At 41.6% G+C, this 16,902-nt stretch carries 16 protein-coding genes and 1 riboswitch; of the genes, 10 read left to right on the top strand and 6 right to left on the bottom strand.

Annotation, left to right across the window (positions count from 1 at the left end; all coding sequences use genetic code 11):
• Window positions 1-30: 30 nt before the first annotated feature.
• Entirely contained in the window at window positions 31-918 is an 888-nt protein-coding gene (locus MFF31_RS23580) for a LysR family transcriptional regulator (protein ID WP_238191533.1), read from the bottom strand.
• 201 nt (window positions 919-1,119) lie between these two features.
• Here MFF31_RS23580 and MFF31_RS23575 point away from each other — a divergent pair, with 201 nt between their 5' ends.
• Genes MFF31_RS23575 through sdhB form a run of 3 tightly spaced genes read left to right on the top strand, consistent with a single transcriptional unit; the run spans window position 1,120 to window position 4,341 of the window.
• Window positions 1,120-1,791, top strand: coding sequence for a succinate dehydrogenase cytochrome b558 subunit (locus MFF31_RS23575; protein ID WP_238191531.1), 672 nt, complete (start codon window positions 1,120-1,122; stop codon window positions 1,789-1,791).
• A gap of 25 nt (window positions 1,792-1,816) precedes the next feature.
• Window positions 1,817-3,574, top strand: coding sequence for a succinate dehydrogenase flavoprotein subunit (gene sdhA, locus MFF31_RS23570; protein ID WP_238191529.1), 1,758 nt, complete (start codon window positions 1,817-1,819; stop codon window positions 3,572-3,574).
• Window positions 3,575-3,576: 2 nt separating this feature from the next.
• Window positions 3,577-4,341, top strand: coding sequence for a succinate dehydrogenase iron-sulfur subunit (sdhB, locus tag MFF31_RS23565; protein ID WP_238191527.1), 765 nt, complete (start codon window positions 3,577-3,579; stop codon window positions 4,339-4,341).
• A gap of 457 nt (window positions 4,342-4,798) precedes the next feature.
• Here sdhB and MFF31_RS23560 read toward each other — a convergent pair whose 3' ends face one another.
• The 5 genes from MFF31_RS23560 to corA all read right to left on the bottom strand — a co-directional run bounded on the left by MFF31_RS23560 (window position 4,799) and on the right by corA (window position 8,374).
• Window positions 4,799-5,116, bottom strand: a complete 318-nt coding sequence (locus MFF31_RS23560) for a winged helix-turn-helix transcriptional regulator (RefSeq protein WP_282570577.1) — start codon at window positions 5,114-5,116, stop codon at window positions 4,799-4,801.
• A gap of 87 nt (window positions 5,117-5,203) precedes the next feature.
• Complete coding sequence (locus tag MFF31_RS23555) at window positions 5,204-5,395, bottom strand: hypothetical protein (RefSeq protein WP_238191525.1); 192 nt, start codon at window positions 5,393-5,395, stop codon at window positions 5,204-5,206.
• Window positions 5,396-5,619: 224 nt separating this feature from the next.
• Window positions 5,620-6,429: a histidinol-phosphatase gene (locus MFF31_RS23550; RefSeq protein WP_238191523.1), complete on the bottom strand. Its 810-nt coding sequence runs from the start codon at window positions 6,427-6,429 to the stop codon at window positions 5,620-5,622.
• Between the two features lie 11 nt (window positions 6,430-6,440).
• Window positions 6,441-7,343 carry a LysR family transcriptional regulator gene (locus MFF31_RS23545; protein WP_238191521.1) on the bottom strand — a complete coding sequence of 301 codons (903 nt, stop codon included), beginning with the start codon at window positions 7,341-7,343 and terminating at the stop codon, window positions 6,441-6,443.
• A gap of 95 nt (window positions 7,344-7,438) precedes the next feature.
• On the bottom strand, window positions 7,439-8,374 hold the full coding sequence (corA, locus tag MFF31_RS23540) for a magnesium/cobalt transporter CorA (RefSeq protein WP_238191519.1): 936 nt from the start codon (window positions 8,372-8,374) through the stop codon (window positions 7,439-7,441).
• A gap of 387 nt (window positions 8,375-8,761) precedes the next feature.
• Window positions 8,762-8,869: riboswitch (SAM riboswitch) on the top strand.
• 116 nt (window positions 8,870-8,985) lie between these two features.
• Between corA and metA the strand changes: the two genes are divergently transcribed.
• The 7 genes from metA (at window position 8,986) to MFF31_RS23505 (ending at window position 16,737) form a co-directional block, all read left to right on the top strand.
• Window positions 8,986-9,903, top strand: a complete 918-nt coding sequence (gene metA, locus MFF31_RS23535; protein ID WP_238191517.1) for a homoserine O-acetyltransferase MetA — start codon at window positions 8,986-8,988, stop codon at window positions 9,901-9,903.
• A gap of 28 nt (window positions 9,904-9,931) precedes the next feature.
• Window positions 9,932-11,086, top strand: coding sequence for a PLP-dependent transferase (locus MFF31_RS23530; protein ID WP_238191516.1), 1,155 nt, complete (start codon window positions 9,932-9,934; stop codon window positions 11,084-11,086).
• A gap of 208 nt (window positions 11,087-11,294) precedes the next feature.
• Window positions 11,295-12,431 carry a cyclic dehypoxanthinyl futalosine synthase gene (gene mqnC, locus MFF31_RS23525; protein ID WP_238191514.1) on the top strand — a complete coding sequence of 379 codons (1,137 nt, stop codon included), beginning with the start codon at window positions 11,295-11,297 and terminating at the stop codon, window positions 12,429-12,431.
• Window positions 12,432-12,616: 185 nt separating this feature from the next.
• On the top strand, window positions 12,617-13,552 hold the full coding sequence (locus MFF31_RS23520) for a putative sporulation protein YtxC (RefSeq protein WP_238191512.1): 936 nt from the start codon (window positions 12,617-12,619) through the stop codon (window positions 13,550-13,552).
• 406 nt (window positions 13,553-13,958) lie between these two features.
• Complete coding sequence (gene thrS / locus MFF31_RS23515; protein ID WP_238191508.1) at window positions 13,959-15,887, top strand: threonine--tRNA ligase; 1,929 nt, start codon at window positions 13,959-13,961, stop codon at window positions 15,885-15,887.
• A 71-nt stretch (window positions 15,888-15,958) separates the two neighbouring features.
• Window positions 15,959-16,504 (top strand): 3D domain-containing protein, encoded by a 546-nt coding sequence (locus MFF31_RS23510; RefSeq protein WP_282570576.1) that lies wholly within the window; start codon window positions 15,959-15,961, stop codon window positions 16,502-16,504.
• 59 nt (window positions 16,505-16,563) lie between these two features.
• Window positions 16,564-16,737 (top strand): hypothetical protein, encoded by a 174-nt coding sequence (locus MFF31_RS23505; RefSeq protein WP_238191507.1) that lies wholly within the window; start codon window positions 16,564-16,566, stop codon window positions 16,735-16,737.
• The last annotated feature ends 165 nt before the right edge of the window (window positions 16,738-16,902 follow it).

Raw genomic sequence — 16,902 nt, 5'->3', positions numbered from 1 at the left:
TTCGGTGGATCTAATATGGCAATAATTATATCAATTAAATTTTGCTGCTATTTCATTGATGCATAGACGAATGGAGGGACTTAATGCTGCAGGGTCAACATGAATAAGAGAGGTTGTCCGCTTCGCATTTTCCAGTTCACTAATCGGCACAACAATAAGATCGTTATCCTGAAGCAATTGTTCACGCATATACGATTTTGGTAGCAATGTACCAGCACGGCATGTGTGCAGTAGCCTTAGAATGGCTTCAAAGGAATCGATTTCCATTCGAACGTCTGGCGAAATTTTGTAGGAGTCGAATAACTCATCAGTCATAATACGGTACCAGGTGCCTTTTGAAAATAATATCATAGGCAATCCATTTAAATCTTCAATATGAAGCGATCCCTTTTCTGTGACAACATGATTCCGCGGTAACACCAGCAGAAGATGATCGTCGAATAATGGAATGCAGCGTAAAGAGGAATCTTCGATGCTGGAGGCGACGATCCCAATATCTACTTTATGTTCTCTCACATAGGAAATAATTTCATGCGTCTTGCCCGTTACTGCTTTAATATCAAATTCAGGGTGAGCGGATGTGAGTGATTGAATGAGATCAGGCAATGTCGTTTGCAGTGTAGTTAGGCTGGCTCCTATCGTCAATGAAGTTCGACCTGTCGCTGTAAATTCTGCTACTGTGCCCATGTAAGTCCGATGAAGTTGCCTTAGTTCTAAAGCATGTTCATAAGTAAGTTGCCCAATTCGGGTAAGTTCCAATCTTTTTCCAACGCGTCTGAACAACTCGACGCCAATCTCTCCTTCGAGCTTAGCAATTTTTCGCGAAAGCGCAGGTTGTGATAGATTAAGCAGAGCGGAAGCTTTATTCATACTTGATTGCTCGACAATTACAGTGAATACTTCAAGCTCCTCATACATGGCAATACAGGTCCCCTTATGTCATTTTGTTATAAGAAATTATAAACAATAAGCAATTCCATTATAAGCTGAAAAAGGGTAGGATGGAAGTGTGGCAAATATGTGTCGACAATTGTTGACGGGGGTAGAAGATAGCGTTACAATGTTGAATGGTTTGTTAACTACAGAATGGGAATTACAGACTTGAAAGGAGAAGGAAAAATGAAAGGAAATTCGTATTTCTCGCGCAAATTGCACTCGCTTCTCGGGATTATTCCACTGGGCGGGTTCATTGTTGTGCATGGATTGACGAACTACCAAGCACATGAGCGTGGACCTGAGGGGTTTAACAAGGGTGTTGAGCTCATCAACAGCATGCCGCTGTTGCCATTTCTAGAAATCTTCATGATTTACCTCCCGCTATTGTTTCACGGTATTTATGGTCTATACGTCGCCTATCAATCGAACTCGAATACGGGGCGCTTCCAGTATGGCCGCAACTGGGCATTTACAGCTCAGCGGGTTACAGGTGTGATTACTTTTGTATTCGTTTTCTGGCATGTGTATCAGACAAGAATGCAGGTGTACTTAGGCAATATTACTCATGAAGAGCTTGGTTCAACGATGAACCATATAGCTAGCAGCCCGGTTATGTTTACGCTTTATGTTATCGGTGTTCTAGCTGCTGTATTCCATTTCAGCAATGGTCTATGGGCATTTTTAATTAGCTGGGGTATTACGATTGGACCGAAAGCACAACGCATTTCATCATTTATTTGTATGGGCGTGTTTGTAGTACTATCTACACTTTTTATTCTTTCTCTAATTGCGTTCAGCGGCGACGAGTTTAAAGAAGCTGCAAGTGCTGTACTAGCATGGTCGAACATCGGATAGTTTTGAAGACAAGGAGCGAAGCGTAATGGCAAAAAATAAAATTATCGTAGTCGGCGGCGGACTTGCCGGTTTGATGGCGACTATTAAAGCAGCGGAAGCCGGCGTACACGTTGACTTGTTCTCCCTTGTACCGGTTAAGCGCTCTCACTCCGTATGCGCACAGGGCGGTATTAACGGTGCGGTTAATACGAAAGGTGAAGGAGATTCACCATGGGAGCATTTTGATGACACTGTTTACGGTGGAGACTTCTTAGCTAACCAGCCTCCAGTTAAAGCAATGTGTGACGCAGCACCTGGTATTATCCATTTGATGGACCGTATGGGCGTTATGTTCAGCCGTACATCTGAAGGTTTGCTTGATTTCCGTCGTTTCGGCGGTACAAAATATCACCGTACTGCATTTGCGGGAGCTACAACAGGCCAGCAATTGCTATATGCACTTGATGAGCAAGTTCGTCGTTGGGAAGCAGCTGGACTTGTTAACAAGTTCGAGCATTGGGAATTCCTTGGCGCTGTATTAGATGATGATGGCGTATGTCGCGGCATATCGGCACAAGATTTGCGTTCTATGGAAGTGTTGACAGTACGTGCAGATGCAGTTATTTTGGCATCAGGCGGTCCTGGCATTATTTTCGGAAAAACAACAAACTCAGTTATTAATACAGGTACTGCCGCAAGTGCGGTATATCAACAAGGCGTTAATTACGCAAACGGAGAGTTTATCCAAATTCACCCGACAGCTATTCCTGGGGATGACAAGCTTCGTCTAATGTCAGAATCAGCTCGTGGTGAAGGCGGTCGTGTATGGACATACAAGGACGGTAAGCCGTGGTACTTCCTAGAAGAGAAATATCCTGCATACGGAAACCTTGTACCTCGTGATATCGCGACTCGTGAAATCTTCCATGTGTGCGTAGATGAGAAGCTAGGCATCAATGGTGAGAATATGGTTTATCTTGATTTGTCTCATAAAGATCCGAAAGAGCTTGATGTTAAGCTTGGCGGTATTATCGAAATTTACGAGAAATTTATGGGCGACGATCCACGGAAAATTCCAATGAAAATTTTCCCGGCAGTTCATTATTCCATGGGCGGTATGTGGGTTGACTACAATCAAATGACCAACGTTCCTGGTTTGTTCGCAGCTGGCGAGTGTGAGTACCAGTATCATGGTGCAAATCGTCTAGGTGCCAACTCCTTGCTTTCCGCTATTTACGGCGGTATGGTTGCTGGACCAAAAGCGGTTGAGTACATTAAAGGCCTTAAGAAATCTGCTGAAGATATTTCGTCATCTGTATTTGATCGTGATACAAAGCGTCATACAGAGAAATACAACAGCATTATCGGCATGAATGGTACAGAAAATGCTTATGTCATTCATAAAGAGCTTGGCGAGTGGATGACCAACAACATGACGGTTGTACGTTTCAACGATAAGCTGGAAGCAACAATCGGCAAGATTAAGGAATTAAAACAGCGTTACCGCAACATCAACATTAATGATACAGCACAGTGGAACAATGCAGGTGTTGCATTCACTCGTCAGCTATGGAATATGATTGAACTTTCTGAAGCGATGACACTAGGTGCATTAATGCGTAACGAGAGCCGTGGAGCGCATTACAAACCTGAATTCCCTGATCGTAATGATGATCAATTCATGAAATCTACGATTGCTTCGTGGACTCCTGAAGGCCCAAAAATTTCTTATGAAGATATCGACGTAAGTCTTATCGCACCTCGTAAGCGCGATTACTCTACTGATAAGAAGAAAGGAGATTAATCATGGCTGAAACGACTGTCGCTACCAAAACCGTCAAGTTTATTATTTCTCGTCAAGATTCACCGGAATCACAGTCATATACGGAAGAATTCGAAATTCCTTATCGTCCTAATATGAACGTTATTAGCGGCTTGATGGAAATTCAGCGTAATCCGCTCAAGGCTGATGGGTCCAAAACATCACCAGTATGTTGGGATTCCAACTGCTTGGAAGAAGTATGCGGCGCCTGCTCAATGGTGATCAATGGCAAACCGCGTCAAGCGTGCAGCGCTTTGGTTGATAAACTGGAGCAGCCAATCAAGCTAGAGCCAATGCGCACATTCCCAGTCGTTCGTGACTTGGTCATCAATCGTGAGCGTATGTTCAATGCCTTGAAAAAGGTAAAAGCATGGATTCCGATTGATGGAACTTACGATCTTGGTCCTGGACCTCGTATGGCTGAGTCGAAGCGTCAATGGGCGTACGAGCTGTCGAAGTGTATGACATGTGGTGTTTGCCTAGAATCATGTCCTAACGTTAACGATCGTAACAGCTTTATCGGGCCTGCAGCGATTTCGCAAGTTCGCCTGTTCAATGCTCACCCTACGGGCGAGATGAATCAGGAAGAGCGTCTAGACGCTCTTATGACTGATGGTGGTATTGAGGGCTGTGGTAACTCTCAAAACTGTGTACGCTCTTGTCCGAAGGGCATTCCGCTTACGACATCAATTGCTGCTATGAACAAGGACACTACGAAGCATCTGTTTAAGAAATGGCTTGGTATTTAGTGCAATTACAATCGCAGTGTTGCTGCGATATTAAGAAGTCTAGCACTCGATCGCCGCGGCGCGATTGGGTGTTGGACTTTTTTTTATATATGATATTGATAATTATTATCAATGGTAATGGATTGGATGCTATTTGTCAATCGCCCGCTAATAATTGGATTATCGGCCTCTTGTCGCTTGAAAATGTGTTCATATATTATCCTGAAGCTTAATTTTGAAACTACCAGTAGCTAAACATTAGTTTTTATCCTACTAAGGGAAGAGGGGGCTAATAAAGGCCAATCGTTGTTCATTTTGTTATTGTAAGAGATTACATAACATGTGGCGGAGAAGTTTGGCTCAATTACTCCATTTATGATTCTCATGTACACTGATTTTTGAAATATAATATTTTATCGCATAATAACCTAATTCAAACAAAAAAAACCGCCGAATTGGCGGGTTTTTGTTTTGGAGATTAGCAACTAGAAATCCACTTCTCGCCCCAAGCTTGAATGGATTCAATTACAGGCTGCAGATCTCTTCCTTTTGGTGTTAGCTCATATTCAATTCGAACAGGCATTTCTGGATATACTTGACGAATGACAATGCCACACATCTCCAGTTCCTTCATTCGATCAGTTAACATTTTATCGCTCATTTCGGGAATTTGTTCCTTCATATCTTTAAATCTCTTCGGACCACCAAGGAGAACCCGAATAATTCTTCCCGTCCACTTTTTCCCTAGCAGATCAGCCGCAGCTTCATATCTTGGGCACATTGTCGAATAATCCAACCGAATCACCCCGCTTTTTGTAATTCTATTGTAGCATACTAACAAACTAAAAGTAAGTACATATAGCTCCCGAAGCCTAAAAGTACTTTATAAACGAATGAATATTAACCCAGCTAACATAAGCAACAAAATTCCAATAGCTTGCATCACACTGAGAGGTTTGTTATACCACCAAGTAGACATTGCAACAACAATCACGATATTCAAATTCGTAAGAGGAGAGGTCAGGCTTGCAAGTCCGAATAAAAGTGCGCTTGTGATAGCAGTTAATAACCACATTGCATGCCACGCTCCTAAATTTGTTACACAATTGAAATATTGCTGTTACTCCGTTATCACATAGATGGGCTATTATAATAAGCAAGACCCCCTTTTAATATAACTCTTCGGACCCGCTGCGTGCGGGTCCACTTTTTTTTTGCCCGGAAAAGTTATGACGTTAGAGGTTATTTGATTACACACAAAAAAAGGAGGAACGTAACGTCCCCCCTCATCGACTATGTTTACAATGGAACATTGACTTGTACCCGATTTCGGTAAAAAACCCAATGCTTAAAGCCTATTTCCTTGAGTCGCTCCGAAACAAGCTCTAGTTCATCCCCAACACGACTTGGAACGTGAGCATCTGACCCAAAAGTTACTTCAACCCCAAAGTGCAATGCTCGCTCCAAAATGTCATCTGAAGGATACCATCCGCCAACATCCTTTGTACTTCCCGAAGTATTGATTTCAATCGAAACGTTACATTCCGCAATCGTCTTTAATGCATCGTCAATTGCATCGTGTGCAGGAATATCGGAGAACGCCGGGTAATAGCCTTTCATTGCATCGATATGTCCCAAAACATTAAACATACCGCTGCGTGCTGATTGTTTGATAAGGTCGTAATAGTTATTTTTTTCACCGATATGTAGTGAAGGATCAAGCTTGCTCCACCGTTTGCGATTAAAGATGCTTACTCCACCAAGCTTGTGAACAGATCCGATTATATAATCGAAAGGTATCCCTTTAAACGCATTACGATAGACTTCAGCATGTTCGGGGTAGAAATCAGATTCCATGCCAAGCAGTACTTCAATATCTCCCGAGTACTTCTCCTTTAAGCGAAGTACCTCTTTCACATAATTCGCAAAATCGCTTCTTGCCATCGCAACGCCGGGAAATGGCTGGTCTTCGTTGTGATAGAAGTATGGAGAGTGGTCTGAAATTCCGATTACCTGTAAACCAGCGTCAATTCCAGCAATAATGTAATCTTCAATATTGCCGTCCGCATGACCGCATCTAAAATGATGGGTATGTAAATCAAACTTCAAACTGATCACTCCTACTCACTGCTAATGAATTGATGCTCCGGCATACCTCTCAAATCGCTAAGAAATTGCTGCATGGCTGTATTCAAATATCGTCCCGATTTGTATACGACGCCTACGGGATGACTTGTTTCCAGTTCATGAACTTTAATGTTTTTGAGTGTGCCTAACTTTAGTTCCGTTGGGATAGAAAGCTTGGAGACAATAGCAGCGCCAAGATCAATCTCAACCATCCTTTTAACTTCCTCACTGCTGGAAAGTTCCATTACAATATTCGGTTGGATATTGTTTTTCCGAAAAATTCCATCAATGAATCGTCTTCCTAACGTATCGGGAGCTAACATAATCATCGGTATATCTCTTAGCTTGTCTACTGTCGTATGTTTTAAGTTGCTCATTGGATGATCTGGTGATACAACAAGTTCGAAAGTATCGTAATAAAGGACGGATGAGGAAACGTTTGGATTTTTTTCGGTTAAATAGGTGATTCCAACATCAACGGAACCATTTTCAACACTGGTCATTACTTGAGAAGACGGCATCGTATGAATCGTCGTTTTAATAAGCGGATATTGATTTTGGAAGTAGGAAAGGACTCTTGGTAAAATTTGTATAGCTATAGATGAAGTTGTTCCGAGCAAAATATGACCTTGAGGCGTATGATTTAAATCATCGAGCTTCTGTTTCAGCTCTTCTACAATCGTTAACATTCGTTCTGCATGTTCTAGAAATACTTGGCCGTGGTCGGTCAGTGTTACGGGTTGGTTGCGGTTAATCAATACGGTCTTGAACTCATCTTCAAGGCTCTTGATCTGAGCAGATACAGCAGGCTGTGTCAAATTGAGAAGCTCACCAGCTTTTCGAAAGCTCATTGTTTTGGAAATAGTGAGCAAAGTTTCTAATTGGCTAATATTCATGTCCAGGTATTCCCCCTTTCAACATAGCGAATGTTCACTGGTCATATATCCATTATATCTAATAAATATGCACACAGCAAAAAAAGGAAAGGCAACTAGAGCCATTCCTTTTTGCGGAAGATGAAAAACATGCCAAATCCCAAGATTAACATTATGCCAAGCAAGATATAAGCTCCGAACTGATAGTGTAAACCTGGTATCCTATCAAAGTTCATTCCATATATACCGGTGAGGAAGGTCAGTGGCATGAATATTGTCGTAATTGCGGTAAACACACGCATGATTTCATTGGCGCGACTCGAAAGACTGGATTGATAAGCTTCGCGAAGGTTGCCCATTAGATCGCGGTATGTTTCGAATGATTCAGCAATCTTTAATGCATTTTCGTATACATCACTAAAATATTTCTGCAGCTGGTCATCGATCAACTTCAGTTCTTTTTTATTCAAAGTGAATACAAGTTCCCGCTGAGCGCCAAGCATCTTTTTTACCCAAAGAATTTCGCTGCGAAGTCCAATAATTTCGTTTAGATGCGACTTCTTCGTGTGAATGAGAATATCTACTTCCAGAGTTTCAATCCGAGTATCGATTCGATCTCCAACCAGGAAATAATTATCAACGACTAAATCGATTAAATAATATAGAAATTGATCAGGTCTGCTGACTTCCTGTTCCCAAAGAATAGGTTTCAGTGATCGCAGCTCATTGATCTTCTGTTTAGTTACTGTAATGATGAAGTGGCGACCCAAAAAGATGTTGAGAGCACGAAGGAAAATTTCTTCATCGTCAAATCGTATGCTGTTTGCAACGATAAAGTAATGATTTTCATATATTTCGATTTTGGGACGTTGTTCCTCTTCGTTTAAACAATCTTCAACGGCTAGATCATGCATGCCGAACAAGGGCTGAAGAATAGTTAAGTCCTCAACATCGGCATCTATCCAATAAAAGCCTTCGCTTGGTGCAACAAGTGCTTGTTCAATTTGTTCAATCTGTGTGAAAACACCATTTATTACATGTCTTATTTTCATTAGCAGTTTCTCCTCTCGCATCATACAGGAGACTGCCGGTCAGAAATGAGCTTAACTGTTATAGATTAATTTTTTCCGGGTTCAGGTCCACAACGGGAGTGTGTGGGAACGCGGGAAGAATATTGTTTGCTCCGTGCTGACAGACAGCGGCCTTCTAGAATCTGTTTCGGGCTTCGGTCGATCACCTTCCATGTCCTTGTACACTCCTTTATTGTCGATTGAATGTCCGAATTCTTGTCTAGTATACTCCTGCATTGGCAGAACATTCAAGTGTCAAATAACCGCAGAGGTTCCATTTCATTAGTATATGCAGATCCCTTCTTGACGGGAATAGAAGAATGCATTAAAGTGAAATTAATTGGAACAGCAACAATTGAATAGACTACTTTCTTATCAAGAGCAGGCGGAGGGACTAGCCCGATGAAGCCCGGCAACCGGCATAACATGCACGGTGCTAATTCTTGCGGAAACATTTATGTTTCTGAGAGATGAGAGAGGCGGATGGCTTCTTTTCCGAGCAGACGACCTTTTCTCACGCAGAAAGGGTCTTTTTTATTGCCAACTTCCGAAGTGAGTTTTGTTTTATCAAACTTTATTTAGGAGTGATTAGTATGCCCATTAAAGTACCAGATCATTTACCAGCGAAAGAAATATTAAGTAATGAAAACATTTTCGTCATGGATGAAAGCACTGCTTATCATCAAGATATTCGCCCACTTCGCATTGCTATATTGAATTTAATGCCTACTAAAGAAACGACTGAGACGCAGTTGCTTCGTCTAATTGGTAATACACCGCTGCAAGTAGAAGTTGTTTTATTGCATCCAAGAACCCATACATCCAAAAATACATCAGCGGATCATTTAGAATCCTTTTATAAAACGTTCGACGAAATTTCACACGAGTATTATGACGGTCTTGTTATAACGGGTGCGCCTGTTGAGCACATGCCTTTTGAAGAAGTGAACTATTGGGAAGAACTGCAAGAAATTATGGATTGGAGCAAAAAGTACGTAACTTCGACATTCCATATATGTTGGGCCTCACAGGCAGGACTTTATCATCATTTTGGTGTACCTAAATATAATTTAGATCAAAAAATATTTGGTGTTTATTCGCATTCAGTGGAGAAACGTAATGTCCAGTTATTAAGAGGATTTGACGAAGTTTTCTTTGTACCCCAATCGCGTCATACTGAAGTAAGACGCGAAGATATTGAACTTGTTGAAGATTTAGAAATATTGTCGGAATCTGAAGACTCTGGCATTTATATTGTAGCATCACGTGATGGGAGACAAATTTTCGTGACTGGGCACTCCGAATATGATCCTACCTCACTTAAATATGAATATGATCGTGATGTTGCCAAAGGCATGAACATTGAGTTGCCCAAAAATTATTTCCCGGGAGATAATCCCGATCGTATGCCTCTATCGACTTGGAGATCCCATGCTAATCTTCTGTTCTCTAATTGGTTGAATTATTATGTTTATCAGCAAACGCCATATGATCTCGGCGCGGGCATCTAATAATTGAAAAAGGGAGTTGCGAAACATTATGAAAATTGAAAGTCAGTTGGCACAAATCGGCTCAATAAAAGAGCCTGTAACAGGAGCTATTAGTTTTCCAATCTATCAGGCAACGGCATTTCGCCACCCCCAATTAGGACAAAGTACAGGTTTTGATTACGCTCGTACAAAAAGTCCAACAAGATCTGTGCTTGAAGAAGCCGCTGCTAAATTAGAGGGCGGAGATGCAGCTTTTGCGTGTAGTTCGGGTATGGCTGCCCTGCAAACAATTTTCGCATATTTCAGTCAAGGAGATCATCTCATCGTTTCGCTTGACTTATATGGCGGTACTTACCGACTTTTAGAGAGAATTATGTCTAGATTTGGTGTAACTGCTTCCTATGTTGATACAAATGATATAGACGCAATGTCATTATTGGTACAATCGAATACAAAAGCAGTATTGATCGAAACGCCTACTAATCCGCTTATGATGATTACAGATTTGGAAAGAGTATGCGGCTGGGCTAAATCAAAGGGATTGCTTACTATAGTAGATAACACGTTATTAACACCTTACTTGCAGCGTCCGATTGAGCTAGGGGCTGACATCGTAATTCATAGTGCTACCAAATATTTAGGCGGCCATAATGATGTATTAGCAGGACTTATCGTTACTAAAGGTGAGGAACTATCGAAGGAGATGGCAATTCTACATAACTCTATTGGCGCTGTTTTGGGTCCACAAGATTCATGGTTGCTTATGAGAGGCATGAAGACGCTTGCACTTCGTATGGAGCGTCACCAATATAATGCTACGAAACTTGCGGAATATTTGATGGAACATCCAGCTATTGAGGAAGTATATTATCCTGCGTTGCAGCATCACCCTGGTCATGAGATTCAGAATAAACAATCTTCAGGAAACACGGGTATCTTCTCATTCCGCCTAAAGGATGCTCGATATGTAGAACCAATCCTGAGGCATATTAAGCTAATCGCTTTCGCCGAAAGCTTAGGTGGCGTTGAGTCGCTCATGACCTATCCTGCTATGCAGACACATGCAGATATACCTGAGGAAATTCGTAAAGCGATTGGCGTTGACGATAAACTTCTTCGATTCTCTGTAGGTATTGAGCATATTGATGATCTAATTGCAGATTTGGGCGATGCCTTGGAAGCAGCGAGGCAAGAACTTGAATAACACGCTTATAAAGCAAAAAACTACATTAATATAGATAAGAAATGACGCGGTATGTTTCTAATGAAGCATACCGCGCTTTTTCGTAGGAGAGGCAACTTTCGTTATTTTGCCATAATGGGTCAAAGCTTGAGGATGACTAGTCAGAATGATGTATGTTAGGATTAAGTATTGCAACTAATTCGAGAACAAAGTTAAGGAGGTCTTGCGAATGAGCTCGATAGACCGAATATTGGATAAAGCCTTAAGAGGCGAGCGGATAGCGTTAGAAGAAGGTATGGAACTGCTAGCTTCCGATCAGATTGAGAAAATGGGTCATGTAGCTAATCAAATTATGTTGAAACATCATCCTGAGCCGATAACGACCTTTGTTGTTGGACGTAACGTGAACTATACAAACGTGTGCGATGTTTATTGCCGGTTTTGTGCATTTTACCGAGCGCCTGGTTCCAAGGAAGGTTATGTCCTTGATGACGATGTAATTTTAAATAAAATTCAAGAGACAGTTAACGTGGGCGGCACAGAAATATTAATGCAGGGCGGCACGAACCCGGATCTGCCATTTACTTATTATCTGGATCTGCTAAAGAAAATTAAGGCAAGATTTCCAAGTATAACAATGCATTCCTTCTCCCCTGCTGAGATTCAGAAGATGAAGGTTGTTTCGAACGGTTTATCACTTGATGAGGTAGTTTCCCAGCTTCATGAAGCTGGACTCGACTCATTGCCGGGCGGCGGTGCAGAAATATTGGATGATCGCACTAGACGCAAGATTAGTCGAATGAAAGGTTCATGGACGGATTGGATGGATGTTATGAATTCCGCTCACCGTCATGGGATGAACACAACTGCGACTATGGTATACGGCCTTGGTGAGACTGTCGAAGAACGTGCACTTCATATGCTTCGAATTCGAGATGAGCAAGATAGAGTAAAGGCGAATGGGTATCCGTCGCCTGGTTTTATGGCGTTTATTTCATGGCCTTTCCAGCCTGATAATACAAACCTCAAACTAGAAAAGGCCAAGCCTGAGGAATATTTGCGTATAGTAGCAGCTAGTCGTATTATGCTTGATAACATAAAAAACTTCCAATCATCATGGGTAACGATGGGTCCAGAGATGGGTAAGTTGTCTCTGTCATACGGCTGCAATGACTTCGGTAGTACTATGATTGAAGAGAATGTTGTATCCGCTGCTGGTACTACACATAAAGTAAATATTGAACTTATACTTGAACTCATTCGTGAAGTTGGTAAAATTCCAGCTCAGCGTGATACCAAATATAATATATTGAGAATGTATAAAGAAATGGATAAGGCTGACCTCGATTTCGTTATGCAAAACTAAAGTGAATTTCTTTTTATAAATATTTATGCGAGCTATTTGGGATGCGTCCCTGAATAGCTCGTTTTTACGTTTAGTGGAAACATACAGATAAATTGTCCATATAATTGTAAGATGAATCCCAAACTCTTCCCTGTATATACGTCGCCGTTAGGCCATATACTGTAACGGAAGGAAGGGGTGAGCGCATGGACTTGTTTACAATATCTTTACCTGTGTATCTTCAAGGATCAATTAACAAATTACGGATGTTGCTGACAGAGCAAGCAAACGTTGATTTACATATGACTGCTGGTAAAAAAAATACGGCAGTGGGCGTTGAATATCACGTTATAGAGTCACAGCATATTGGCTGCAAAGCGCAATTACCACAATTTCAACTTCATAGGGATGGACCAACGCTCTACAAATCAGCTGCTGAGGCTATTGCAGAATATGTGATCAGTGAGCTTGAATCCCAAATGTTAGCGAGCATCATTAGGAAAAAGTATCGTAAAAATCCGTCCATGGAAGCTGCAGTTATCGAGAGGTATTGTTATGAGCTTCTAAATGGGAAGGAATGGGATGGACTTGGCAATCGGTTTCATGAAGGAGACCGTAAAAGGCGGAAGGGTAAAGTATCAGAGGAGCTTGAGAAGTATTTAGCCGAACAGACAGAATTGAACATAGAAGGATTTATTACATTCCGACTCCTGTCTTATCGTACTGAACTAATCGAAATTGTTGAGTATGCACTAGATGAATATGTTCTTGACAAGCAATATCAGGAGTTTATTTCCTTGTTGAAATATTTTGTCCAATTACAGGAAACGAAGGTGCCGTTTGTTCATCTGCTTCATAAAGGTGGACATGACTTTACAATCTATAACGAAAGTTTCCAGATCATTGAGCCTAAACCACCAGCTGATCGAATTGTGGCTGAAATGCTGGAAACAGAGATGAACATTGAAGATATGGTTATTAGTTCGCTTATTTCCTTGTCTCCAAAACAGATTACAGTTCATACTCGCCATCCCGAACTAAGCGTGATACGTACCATTGAGACGATATTTGATGGAAGAGTTAAAGTATGTGTGCAATGTTCTGCTTGTACAAGTACACTTGATGAATGGGTACAGCCCTAACCTTGAAGGAACTCTTGACCTCTATAGCTATGAAGGGATATAATGATGAACATATAAGTTTGAACAGCATTGACAAGAGACATGTGCTCGTTAGTAACATTTGGAGCAGAGAGAGGAAACTAGGCTGAAATTTCCTTCCAATATGTAAGCGAGTGTACCCCTTTTGTAGCTGTACGGATGAACCCGTTTGAGTTGTTCTTAAGAGCAAGCGGCGGTTGTAAGCTGTACCGGAAATCTCCGTTATCAGATATTTACGAGGACTGTTATGCGGGTAAGTTTATTCGCGCAGTTAAAGTAGGGTGGAACCACGAGTCGGCAAGCACTCGTCCCTTTTGCGGGATGCGTGCTTTTTTTGTGCGCTTTTTGCGACTGTGCTTGTAAGAGGATAACGGGAGGATGAAAGGAAATGAATGTTAAAGTAACTTTTCCAGATGGCGCGGTTAGAGAATACGCTGCTGGAACAACAATTGAAGAAGTAGCGGGCTCCATTAGCTCAGGTTTGAAAAAAAATGCGATTGCCGGCAAAATTGACGGTAAAGTCGTTGACGTATATACACCAATCGATGCCGATGCGGCAATTGAAATAGTAACAGTGGATTCCGCTGATGGACTAGAGGTTTATCGTCATAGTACAGCGCATTTGCTTGCACAGGCGATCAAACGTATTTATGGTAACGTCAAGTTAGGTATTGGTCCTGTAATTGAGGATGGCTTCTATTATGATATCGATATGGAGCAATCGCTGACACCTGAAGATTTGACTGCAATTGAAAAAGAAATGACGAAAATTACTAACGAAAACTTAGAAATTCGTCGTCGTGTAGCAAGTCGTGATGAGGCTCTTGCCATTTTCACCGAGCTTGATGACAATCTAAAGCTGGAACTGATCCGCGATCTTCCAGAAGACTCTGTGATTACGTTATACGATCAGGGCGAGTTTTTCGATTTGTGCCGTGGACCACATCTTCCTTCCACAGGTAAAATTAAATCGTTTAAATTGCTTAGCGTTGCTGGTGCTTATTGGCGTGGAGATTCCAAAAACAAAATGTTGCAACGTATTTACGGAACTGCTTTTCCTAAAAAAGCTCAGCTTGACGAGCATTTACACTTCCTTGAGGAAGCAAAAAAGCGTGATCACCGTAAGCTAGGTCGTGAACTTAAGATGTTTACGTTCTCGCGCGAAGTTGGCCAAGGTTTGCCGCTTTGGTTGCCGAATGGTTCAAAGCTGCGTAGAACGATGGAACGCTATATCGTCGATCTGGAAGAGCGTCTTGGCTATGATCATGTGTACACGCCAGTGCTTGCGAACGTAGAGTTGTACAAAACGTCCGGACACTGGGAGCATTACAGTGAAGATATGTTCCCTAAGATGATTATGGACAACGAAGAACTTGTTCTTCGTCCGATGAACTGTCCACATCATATGATGGTATTTAAAAGCGATATGAGAAGTTACCGTGATTTGCCGGTTCGTATTGCTGAGCTTGGTACGATGCATCGATATGAAATGTCAGGGGCGTTAACAGGATTACACCGTGTACGTGCTATGACACTTAACGATGCTCATATTTTCTGTCGTCCAGATCAGATTAAAGAAGAATTTGCTCGAGTTGTTAATTTAATTCGCAAAGTTTATGAGGATTTTGGCATTAAAGATTATCGTTTCCGTTTATCATACCGTGATCCTAAAGATACAGAAAAATATTTCCAAAATGATGAAATGTGGGAAATGTCCCAGCGTATGCTTCTTGAAGTAGTAGAGGAATTGGAGTTGCCATTCTTCGAAGCTGAGGGAGAAGCTGCTTTCTACGGACCGAAACTTGATGTTCAAATTAAAACAGCACTTGGAAAAGAAGAAACGTTGTCCACTGCACAGCTTGACTTCTTGCTTCCTGAGCGCTTTGAATTGGAATATGTAGGTGAAGATGGTAAGAAGCATCGTCCAGTTGTTATCCATCGCGGTATTATAAGTACAATGGAGCGTATGACTGCTTTCTTGCTGGAAAACTTCGCTGGAGCTCTTCCACTTTGGTTGTCACCTGTACAAGCAAAAGTAATTCCAGTATCAACTGTCTATGAAGCTTATGCTCGACAAGTATCAGAGCAATTGCAAGAAGCGGGTATTCGCGTAGAAAATGATCTTCGGAATGAAAAACTTGGCTACAAAATTCGTGAGGCGCAGCTTGAGAAAGTGCCGTATATGCTTGTTGTAGGGGAAAATGAAATGCAAGCAGGAGCTGTATCCGTAAGGAAGCGCGGTGAAGGTGATATTGGTGCCCTCCCTAATGCTGAACTGATCAGCTTGATTAAGAAACAAATTGAAGATAAAGAATAGCGCTGGCTAACGCTCCGCGCATAAAGCTTGTACCATAAGGGCATTATTCTTCTGAGGAGGAGTTTGCCCACATGGTTACAAGCTTTTTTTTATATGCAAGAACATGGATCATCTCACTGCTGGCTGCTGTTGTCGTATTTGGATCTATGCCAATGATCAGTCTGGCTGAGGCTTCGACTTACAGTAATAAGCAAACGAATAAACCGGCCCCGCAGCAAATCGAAGTAGTGGCTACTGGGTATACGGCAGGTGTGGAGTCAACTGGAAAACGACCAGGTCACCCTGGATACGGAATTACGTTTTCGGGTGTCAAAGTTAGAAGAGATCAAGTCTCTACGATAGCTGCAGATCCAAAAGTATTTCCAATTGGAACACTGCTGTATATTCCTGGTTATGGATATGGGGTTGTAGCAGATACAGGATCAGCTATAAAAGGAAACCGAATAGACCTTTACTTTAAAACGATTAAGGAAGTTTATCAGCAATGGGGGAAAAAGACGGTCAGTGTTCAAGTACTCAGACGTGGTACTGGCAAGCTGACACAAGCTTGGCTTAATGATATTAACCGTGCAATTGAGGTCGGCAAGCCAATTCCACAGTCTTATTTAGAATCTTAGACCTCTGAATAAGAAAGACCAACCTCGCCATACTAAGGGTGGACGGGGAGGTGAATACAATGGCTAAAAACAAAAACAACAAGGCCGCTCAAAACAATAAATTCAATGCTGAATTCGCTGAAGAATTCAACCAGAACAACGCAGCAAACAATCAAGCAGCTAATAACCAAGCAGCGAATCAAAAAGTAAATCAAGTATCACAAAACAATCAAAACCAACAAAACCAACAGTAACATGATTTGATCAACATGAATAATGTTATAGCAAAGAAGGAGCCGAATGGCTCCTTTTTTGTTGGGATCGCTCTAAAACAACATAGTGTAAGTTCTAGGAATATTTTCCTTAACCTCGGTCTAGAGACTGAGGTGAAGTTCAATCGGTCGTCCCTTATGTCAAAG

The organism is Paenibacillus sp. L3-i20, assembly GCF_022180385.2.
Lineage (GTDB): Bacteria > Bacillota > Bacilli > Paenibacillales > Paenibacillaceae > Pristimantibacillus.
Note: the sequence above shows the minus strand (reverse complement) of the source record. Positions and strands in the feature narration are given on the sequence as shown.

Bases quoted from the DNA above. Each gene is read 5' to 3' on its own strand.
- MFF31_RS23530 (WP_238191516.1), top strand. From the start codon at position 9,932: ATGAAAATTGAAAGTCAGTTGGCACAAATCGGCTCAATAAAAGAGCCT.
- metA (WP_238191517.1), top strand. From the start codon at position 8,986: ATGCCCATTAAAGTACCAGATCATTTACCAGCGAAAGAAATATTAAGT.
- MFF31_RS23575 (WP_238191531.1), top strand. From the start codon at position 1,120: ATGAAAGGAAATTCGTATTTCTCGCGCAAATTGCACTCGCTTCTCGGG.
- MFF31_RS23545 (WP_238191521.1), bottom strand. From the start codon at position 7,343: ATGAATATTAGCCAATTAGAAACTTTGCTCACTATTTCCAAAACAATG.
- MFF31_RS23505 (WP_238191507.1), top strand. From the start codon at position 16,564: ATGGCTAAAAACAAAAACAACAAGGCCGCTCAAAACAATAAATTCAAT.
- sdhA (WP_238191529.1), top strand. From the start codon at position 1,817: ATGGCAAAAAATAAAATTATCGTAGTCGGCGGCGGACTTGCCGGTTTG.
- MFF31_RS23580 (WP_238191533.1), bottom strand. From the start codon at position 918: ATGTATGAGGAGCTTGAAGTATTCACTGTAATTGTCGAGCAATCAAGT.
- thrS (WP_238191508.1), top strand. From the start codon at position 13,959: ATGAATGTTAAAGTAACTTTTCCAGATGGCGCGGTTAGAGAATACGCT.
- MFF31_RS23520 (WP_238191512.1), top strand. From the start codon at position 12,617: ATGGACTTGTTTACAATATCTTTACCTGTGTATCTTCAAGGATCAATT.
- MFF31_RS23555 (WP_238191525.1), bottom strand. From the start codon at position 5,395: ATGTGGTTATTAACTGCTATCACAAGCGCACTTTTATTCGGACTTGCA.
- MFF31_RS23510 (WP_282570576.1), top strand. From the start codon at position 15,959: ATGGTTACAAGCTTTTTTTTATATGCAAGAACATGGATCATCTCACTG.
- sdhB (WP_238191527.1), top strand. From the start codon at position 3,577: ATGGCTGAAACGACTGTCGCTACCAAAACCGTCAAGTTTATTATTTCT.
- mqnC (WP_238191514.1), top strand. From the start codon at position 11,295: ATGAGCTCGATAGACCGAATATTGGATAAAGCCTTAAGAGGCGAGCGG.
- corA (WP_238191519.1), bottom strand. From the start codon at position 8,374: ATGAAAATAAGACATGTAATAAATGGTGTTTTCACACAGATTGAACAA.